At 69.2% G+C, this 9214-nt stretch carries 1 protein-coding gene; it reads left to right on the plus strand.

What is annotated here, in order from left to right; translation table 11 throughout:
• Nucleotides 1-9214: non-ribosomal peptide synthetase (locus HUA74_RS44745; RefSeq protein WP_174459484.1), on the plus strand; the 9214-nt coding region annotated here is incomplete at both ends.

Genomic DNA, 9214 nt, shown 5'->3' on the forward strand with positions numbered 1-9214 from the left:
AGCTGTCCGTCCCGGTGACGGACCTGGAGGCCGTGCCCGAAGCCTCGCGTGAGACAGAAGCGCGGCGACTGGCCCAACTCGAAGCGCAGAAGCCGTTCGAGCTCTCCCAGGCCCCGCTGCTCCGTGCTTCCGTGCTTCGCCTCTCCGAGCAGCGCCACATCCTGCTCGTCACCGTCCACCACATCGTCTCGGACGGCTGGTCCAACGGCATCCTCACGCGGGAAGTCGGAGCGCTCTACGCCGCGTTCGCCCAGGGACTCCCGTCGCCGCTCGCGCCGCTGGAGCTTCAGTACGCGGACTACGCGGCGTGGCAGCGAGGCTGGCTGCGCGACGAAGCCCTCTCCAAGCAGGTGAGCTGGTGGCGAGGTCAGCTCGCCGGGGCTCCCCACGCACTGGAGCTGCCCACCGACAGGCCGCGTCCTCCCGTTCAGACGGCGAACGGCGGCACGCTCCCCATCGAGCTGGGCTCACAGCTCACCGCCGAGCTGCGCGCGCTGTGCCTGCGTGAAGGCGTCACGCCCTTCATGGCTCTGCTGTCCGCGTTCCAGGTGTTGCTCGCTCGCTACTCGGGCCAGGACGACATCGTCGTCGGCTCGCCCATCGCGAATCGGCAGCGCTCGGAGATAGAGGGCATCGTCGGCTTCTTCGTCAACACGCTCGCGCTGCGCGCACGGCTGACGGGGGAGATGACGTTCCGCGAGTTGCTGGCTCAGGTGAAGGAGACGACGCTCGGCGCGTACACTCACCAGGACGTGCCCTTCGAGAAGCTCGTCGACGAGCTGAAGCCCGAGCGCGACCTGAGCCGGTCTCCGCTCTTCCAGGTCATGTTCGCTCTTCAGAACACGGGCCGCTCGGCCGGGCCGCAGGACGGTGAGGAGAAGAGTCCGCTCGAGCCGATGCAGGTGGACAGCGGCACGGCCAAGTTCGACCTGTCCCTGCTCTGCGGTGACTTTGGCGACGACATCGGCGGCCTGCTCGAGTTCAACACCGACCTGTTCGACCGAAGCACCGCGGAGCGGATGGGCGCGCACCTGGTGCGCCTGCTGAAGTCCGCGGTGAACAACCCGCGTCAGTCGCTGTGGCGCCTGCCCCTGCTCGATGAGCAGGAGCGTCACCAGTCTCTCGTCTCCTGGAATGACACGTCACGCGAGTCTCACGCCGTCACGACGCTGCACGGCCCCTTCGAGGCCCAGGCGCTCCGCACGCCCGACGCTATCGCCCTCTCCGATGGCTCGCGCTCGCTCACCTACGCGGCCCTCGATGCACGCGCCAATCAGCTTGCCCACCACCTCGCCTCTCGCGGTGTGACTCCTGGCGGCGCCGTCGGCATCTGCCTCGACAAGTCCCTCGACATGGCCGTCGCCGTCCTCGCCACCCTCAAGGCCGGTGCGTCGTACCTCCCGCTCGACCCGAACTACCCCGCCGAGCGCCTCGCATTCATGCTCGAGGACTCCGCGGCGCCTGTCGTCCTCTCGCACTCCGCCCTGCGCGCGGTGCTTCCTTCGTCGCGAGCACGACTCGTTCTGCTGGATGAGCAGGCCGGGTCGCTGGCGGCACTGCCCGAGCACGCGCCAGACGTCTCCGTCTCGACCGAGTCTCCGGCGTACATCATCTACACCTCAGGCAGCACCGGACGGCCCAAGGGCGTCGCGCTGCCACACCGCGCGCTGAGCCACTTGCTGACGTGGCAGTTGCGCCAGTCCGAAAAGCCGTCGGCCACGACGCTCCAGTTCGCGTCGCTCAGCTTCGACGTCTCCTGCCAGGAGCTGTTCTCCACCTGGTGGGCGGGCGGCACCCTCGTGCTTCCCACCGGAGGACTGCGCCAGGACATCCCGGCGCTGCTCGACTTCATGCATCAGCAGCGAGTCGAGCGGATCTTCCTGCCCTTCGTCGCGCTCCAGGCCATCGCGGACGCCGTCTCTCACGGCGCCACCCTGCCCACCGCCCTGCGCGAAGTCGTGACGGCCGGTGAGCAGCTCCAGGTCACTCCCGCGCTCATCGCGCTGTTCGAGAAGCTGCCGGGCTGCATCCTGGAGAATCAGTACGGCCCCTCCGAGACGCACGTCGTCTCCGCCCACCGGCTCCAGGGCCCTCCCGCGTCCTGGCCCCGCCTTCCATCGATCGGCGGGCCGCTGCCGCACACCCAGCTCTTCGTACTGGATGCGTTGGGCCAGCCGACGCCCATCGGCGTGCCGGGCGAGCTCTTCATCGGCGGCGCGCACCTGGCCCTCGGCTATGCGGGCAGGCCCGAGCTGACGGCGGAGAAATTCGTTCCCCATCCCTTCAGCACCACGCCCGGCGCTCGCGTCTACCGCACGGGTGACTCGGCGCGCTGGAAGGCGGACGGCACCGTCGAGTTTCTCGGTCGCCTCGATGGACAGGTGAAGCTGCGAGGCTTCCGCGTCGAGCTGGGTGAAGTCGAGGCCGCGCTGCGCGCAATCCCCGGCATCCGCGACGCCGCCGCGACGGTCCGTGAGGACGCCCCCGGCCTCAAGCGCCTCGTCGGCTACTTCGTCCCCGTGTCCGCATCGGAGCCCCCGAGCGCGGAGAACCTGCGGACCCTCCTGCTCCAGCACCTGCCCGAGTACATGGTGCCCACGGCCTTCGTCTCGCTGGAGACGCTCCCGCTGACGCCCAGCGGCAAGCTCGCGCGGCGCATGTTGCCCGCGCCCGACCTGGGTGCGCAGGAGCGCGAGGCCCCATTCATCGCGCCCAGGACGCCCCAGGAAGAGAAGCTTGCCAAGGTGTTCTCCAGCGTCCTGCACCTGCCACGCGTGAGCGTCACGGACAACTTCTTCGCGCTCGGTGGTCACTCGCTGCTCGCCACCCAGGTCATCTCGCGCATCCGGTCCGCCTTCGCCGTCGAGCTTCCGCTGCGCGCGCTCTTCGAGGCGCCCACCGTCGCCGCGCTCGCGGCCCGCATCGAAGACGAGGGGCTGGGAGAGACGCAGGCGCTCGCGCCGCCCATCGTCCCCGTGTCGCGCGAAGGCCTGGTGCCCCTGTCCTTCGCGCAGCTCCGGCTCTGGTTCATCGATCAGTTCCAGCCCGGCGGGGCCGAGTACCACATGCCGTCCTTCGTGCGCCTGGAAGGGCCGCTCGACACGGCGGCGCTCCAGCGCTCCTTCGACGAACTGGTGCGGCGTCACGAGGCGCTGCGCACCACCTTCTTCCAGCAGGACGACCAGCCCTACCAGCGCATCGCCCCCCACGGCGAGCTGCCCCTGGTGCGCGTGGACCTGCGGAGCCTGGAGCCCTCCACCGCTCGCGAGGAAGTGAAGCGACTGCTCCTCGAGGAGCTGGCTCGTCCCTTCAACCTCTCCACGGGACCGCTCATCCGCGCGCAGCTCCTGGAGCTGTCGCCTACCGAGCACGTGCTCGCGCTCAACATGCACCACATCGTCTCCGACGGTTGGTCCATGGGCGTGCTCGTCCAGGAAGTCGCCGCGCTCTACGACGCCTTCGCCCACGGTAGGCCGTCACCGCTTTCGCCCCTCGCCATCCAGTACGCCGACTACGCCGTCTGGCAGCGCGACTGGTTCCAGGGTGCGGTGCTCGAACGGCAGCTCACCTTCTGGCGCAACCAGCTCTCCGGCGTCGTGCCACTGGAGCTGGCCACCGACAAGCCGCGTCCTCCGGTCATGACCTCGCGCGGCGGCAACGTCGGCGTGTTCCTGCCCGCCTCCACCGCCGAGAAGCTCAAGGCGCTGTGCCAGCAGGAGGGCGCCACGCCGTTCATGGCGCTGCTCGCCGCGTGGCAGTTGCTCCTCTCGCGCTACTCGGGCCAGGACGACCTCACCGTCGGTTCGCCCATCGCGGGTCGCCAGCGCGCGGAGCTCGAAGGCCTCATCGGATTCTTCGTCAACACGCTGGTCTTCCGGGCGCGCATCGACGGACAGGCTTCGTTCCAGCACCTGTTGCGACAGGTGAAGGAGTCCGCGCTCGGCGCCTACGCTCATCAGGACGTGCCCTTCGAGCGACTGGTCGAGGTGCTCCAGCCGGCCCGTGACTTGAGCCGCAGCCCGCTGTTCCAGGTCCTCTTCTCCCTCCAGAACACGCCCGCCTCCGCCATCCAGAAGCAGGCGCTGACCATCAGCCCCGTGGACGTCGACGGCGTCACGTCCAAGTTCGAGCTCAACCTCAACCTCGTGGAGCTGCCGGAGGGCTACGCGGGCTCGCTCGGCTACAACTCAGACCTGTTCGAGCACGCCACCGTCGAGCGACTCGCCCTTCACTACACCACGCTCGTCGAAGCACTCGTCTCGCGGCCCCAAATCCCCGTCGCGTCCTGCTCGCTGCTCACCGAGCAGGAGCAGCGGCAGGTCCTGCTCGATTGGAACGAGACGGGCACGGACGTCGCCACCGAACCCTTCGTCCATCGACTCGTCGAGCAGCAGGCCCGCCTCACGCCCGAGGCCCTCGCCGTCCTCTCCGATGACGAAGCGCTCTCCTTCACGCAGCTCAACCAGCGCGCCGACCAGCTCGCCCGGGTGCTGTGCTCGCGAGGGGTGCGCCCTGGCGACTTCGTTGCGCTGCTCACGCATCGCACGCCCCAGCTCCCCGTCGCCCTGCTCGCCATCCTCAAGGCGGGTGCCGCCTACCTCCCGCTGTCTCCCGACTACCCGCGTGAGCGCCTCGCGTTCATGCTGCGCGACAGCGGGGCTCGCATCGTGCTGTCCCAGGAGGCGCTCGTCTCGCTCCTGCCCGACGGACTCGACATCCTCTGCCTCGACTCCGCCTCGCACGCGGAGGAACTCGCGCGCACACCGTCTGAGCCTCTCCTGTCGAAGCCGGAGCCTGAAGCTCCCGCATACGTCATCTACACCTCGGGCTCCACGGGACAGCCCAAGGGCGTGCTCATTCCCCACCGCGCGCTCGCCAATCACATGGCCTGGTTCCTCCAGGTCTTCCCGCTCACCGCGCGGGACAGGGTGCTGCTCAAGACGCCGCTCGCCTTCGACGCGTCCGTCTGGGAGTGCTGGGCTCCGCTCCTCGCGGGTGCGCCGCTCGTGCTCGCGCCCACTGACGCCCACCGCGATGCGGCGCTGCTGCTCGACTGCGTCGTCCGGCAGGGCATCACCGTCCTCCAACTCGTCCCGTCCCTGCTGCGCTTCGTCCTCGACGAGCCCTCACTGGCTCGCGCCACGTCCCTGAGGTGGCTGTTCTGCGGAGGTGAGGCGCTCTCCGCCTCGCTCGCGTCCCTCGCCCGCGAGCGGCTCCCTCAGGCGCGGCTCGTCAATCTCTACGGCCCCACCGAAGTCACCATCGATTCGACCTACACCGTCGTCGATGCCGTCACGTCGGGCGTCTCCATTCCCATCGGTCGTCCCGTCGCCAACACACGCGCCTATGTGCTCGACGACACCCTGCGGCCCGTCCCGCCGGGTGTCCCAGGGGAGCTGTACCTGGGCGGTGCGCAGGTGGCCCTGGGCTACCTCGGCAGGCCCGCGCTCACCGCGGAGCGCTTCATCCCGGACCCTTTCGCCGCCACGCCTGGAGCGCGCCTGTACCGCACCGGTGACAAGGTCCGGTGGCTCGCGGAAGGGCGACTGGAGTACCTGGGCCGCACCGACTTCCAGGTGAAGCTGCGCGGTCTGCGCATCGAGCTGGGCGAGATTGAAGCCGCCCTCCGCGCGCAACCGGGCGTGCGTGACAGCATCGTCCTCGTGCGCGAGGACGTCCCTGGCCAGCACCGCCTCGTCGCCTATCTCGTCTCCGCGCCGCTCGATACGGACACGCTGCTCGCCGCACTGCGCGAGCGGCTGCCCGAGTACATGCTGCCCACGGTCTTCATGCGCCTGGACGCGCTGCCGCTGACGCCCAACGGCAAGGTCGACCGGCAGGCCCTACCCGTCCCCGAGCAGGGCACGGAGGACAGCCTCTTCGTCGCGCCTCGCAGTGCCATCGAGGAGACGCTGTCGGCCATCTGGGCCGAAGTGCTTCAGCTCGACAAGGTCAGCGTCACCGCCAACTTCTTCTCGCTCGGCGGCCACTCCCTGCTCGCCACGCAGGTCGTCTCACGCGTGCGCAGGACTCTCGACGTGGAGCTGCCTCTCCGCACGCTGTTCGAGACCCCCACCATCGCCGCGCTCGCCACCCGCCTTGGCGAGGATGGAGGAGCGTCCCCGCGCGCCCGCGCGCCCGCCATCGTTCCCGTGCCGCGCACGGGCGACCTCCCGTTGTCCTTCGCGCAGCAGCGCCTGTGGCTCATCGACCAGCTCGAGCCCGGAAGCTCCACCTACAACATTCCCCTCGCCCTGCTCCTGCAAGGGCCGCTCGAGGTGGACGCGCTCCAGGGCGCCTTCACGTCGCTCGTCGAGCGCCACGAATCCCTGCGCACCACGTTCGTGACGCGCGACGGAGAGCCGCGTCAGCACATCCACGCCCCCAAGCCCATGCTCGTCACGGTGAGGGAGCTGGAGTCCCTCTCGGAAGATACGAAGCTCGTCGAGGCCCGGCGACTGGTGAGCGAGGAGGCTTCACGGCCCTTCGACCTGGAGCACGGCCCCATCTTCCGCGTGCTGCTGCTGCGGCTGGACGCGCAGCGCCATGTCCTCGTCGGGACGGTCCATCACATCGCCTCCGACGGCTGGTCCACGGGAATCCTGCTCCGTGAGCTGGCGGAGTTCTATTCCGCGCACGCCACCCGGCAGCCGCCTCGGCTGGAAGCCCTCCCCGTGCAGTACGCGGACTTCGCCGCCTGGCAGCGCTCATGGCTGCGTGACGACGCGTTGGAGCAGCAGCTCTCCTATTGGAGACAGCAGCTTTCCGGCGCGCCTCCCTTCCTGGAGCTGTCCACCGACCGGCCGCGTCCGCCAGTCCAGTCGAACCGGGGCGCCTCCTTCCCCGTGCGCCTGCCTCCCTCCGTGAACGAGCGACTCCTCGCGTTCTGCCAGCGCGAAGGCGTGACGCCTTTCATGGCGTTGCTCGCCGTCTGGCAACTCCTCCTCTCCCGCTACTCCGGGCAGGACGACCTCTCCGTCGGCTCCCCCATCGCGGGACGCACCCGAGCGGAGACAGAGGGGCTCATCGGCTTCTTCGTGAACACCCTCGTGCTGCGCACGCAGCTCCAGCCGGGACTCCGCTTCCGCGAGCTGCTCGCGCAGGTGAAACGCACCACGCTCGGAGCCTACGAGCATCAGGACGTCCCCTTCGAGAAGCTCGTCGAGGAACTCAACCCTCACCGCACCCTCAGTCACTCGCCGCTGTTCCAGGTGATGCTCGCCCTGCAGAACGCACCGACGACGAGCATGGAAGTGCCTGGGAGCACGGTGGAGACGTCACCGCTGCGCCTGGAGGCTTTCGACTCGGGAGCGCAGAGCGCGAAGTTCGACCTCACCCTGACGCTGGGCGAGGGACTGGAAGGCGCGCTGGGCTACCGGACGGACTTGTTCGATGAGTCCACCATCGCTCGGATGGTCGCGCACTTCGGCACCCTCCTCGACGCCGCCATCACCACCCCCGATACCCTCGTGGGTGAGCTGCCAATGTTGCCGGCCGAGGAGCGCCGTCAGGTGCTCGTCGAGTGGAACAACACCCGCCGCGCGCTGCCCTGGACTGGCGCCTTCCACGAGCGCTTCGAGGCCCAGGCCGCTCTCACGCCCGACGCTCTCGCCGTCCTCGACGACTCCGCGTCTCTCTCCTTTCTCCAGCTCAACCAGCGCTCGAACCAGCTCGCTCACCTGCTGCGCGCCCGCGGTGTCGGGCCCGAAGTCCGTGTCGCCCTCTGCCTGGAGCGCTCCGTCGACTCCCTCGTCGCCCTCCTCGCCATCCTCAAGGCCGGCGCCGCCTACGTCCCTCTCGACCCCGCCTACCCCCGCGAGCGCCTGGTTTTCATGCTCCTGGACTCCGGCGCTCCCTTCGTCCTCACCCAGTCCCACCTCCTGCCTCGTCTCGACTCGGCCTCCTGCTCGGCCCTCTGCCTCGACGACGACGCCCTGCGCGCTTCTCTCGCCGCGCTCCCTGACTCCAACCCTCCTCGCGTCTCCCTTCCTTCCCACCTCGCCTACGTCATCTACACCTCAGGCTCCACCGGCAAGCCCAAGGGCGTCATGGTCCACCACTCCTCCGTGGTGAATCTCCTCGCCGCCCTCTCCTCTGCCGTCTACTCCGACGTCCAGCGCTCGCTCCGCATCTCCCTCAACGCTCCCCTCTCCTTCGACGCCTCCGTCCAGCAGCTCGTCTTCCTCTCCCAGGGCCACTGCCTCTGCTTCGTCCCTCAGGCCGCTCGCGAAGACGTCCCCCTGCTCCTCTCCTGGATTCAGAAGCACCAGCTCGACGTCCTCGACTGCGCCCCCTCTCACCTCCGCCTCCTCCTCGACGAGGGCCTCGCGGAGTCCGGCCGCCCCCTCCGTCTCCTCATCGGCGGTGAGGCCATCGACGACTCTCTCTGGGCCGCTCTCTCTTCCGCGCCTTCGCTGAGTGCCTTCAACGTCTACGGGCCCACTGAGGCCACCGTCGACACCACCGCCCTCTCCATCCGCGCCTCCGCGCGGCCCGCACTCGGTGGGCCGCTCTCCAACGTCTCCACCTTCATCCTCGACGCCTCTCTCCACCCCGCCCCCATTGGCGTCCCTGGAGAGCTCTTCATCGGCGGCGACGGCCTCGCTCGCGGCTACCACCTCCGTCCGGACCTCACCGCAGAGCGCTTCATCCCCAACCCCTTCTCCTCGGTACCGGGGGCGCGCCTCTACCGCACCGGTGACAAAGCCCGTTGGCTTGCCCACGGCCACCTCGAGTACCTCGGCCGCATCGACTTCCAGGTGAAGCTGCGCGGCTTCCGCATCGAGTTGGGCGAAGTCGAGGCCGCTCTCGAAGCGCTGGCTTCCGTCCACCACGCCGCCGCTCTCGTCCGTGAAGACGTCCCCGGACTCAAGCGCCTCGTCGCCTACGTCACTCCGGCTTCCGTCGACACCGCTTCCCTGCGCGCGGAGCTGCTCCTCAGCCTCCCTGAGTACATGGTGCCCTCGGCCTTTGTCGCCCTCGACGCTCTGCCCATCAACACCCACGGCAAGCTCGACAGGAAGGCGCTCCCGGCTCCCGACTCCGGCCCCACCGACTCCTTCCTCGCGCCTCGCAACCCCACCGAGACTCGCCTCGCCGCCATCTGGGCAGAGGTCCTCCACCTCGACTCCGTCAGCGTCTCCGACGACTTCTTCGCCCTCGGTGGCCACTCCCTCCTCGCCACCCAGGTCGTCTCTCGTGTCCGCAAGGCCTT

Origin of the sequence: Myxococcus sp. CA051A (genome assembly GCF_013336705.1) — a bacterium.
In the GTDB taxonomy this organism is placed as follows: Bacteria; Myxococcota; Myxococcia; order Myxococcales; family Myxococcaceae; genus Myxococcus; species Myxococcus llanfairpwllgwyngyllgogerychwyrndrobwllllantysiliogogogochensis.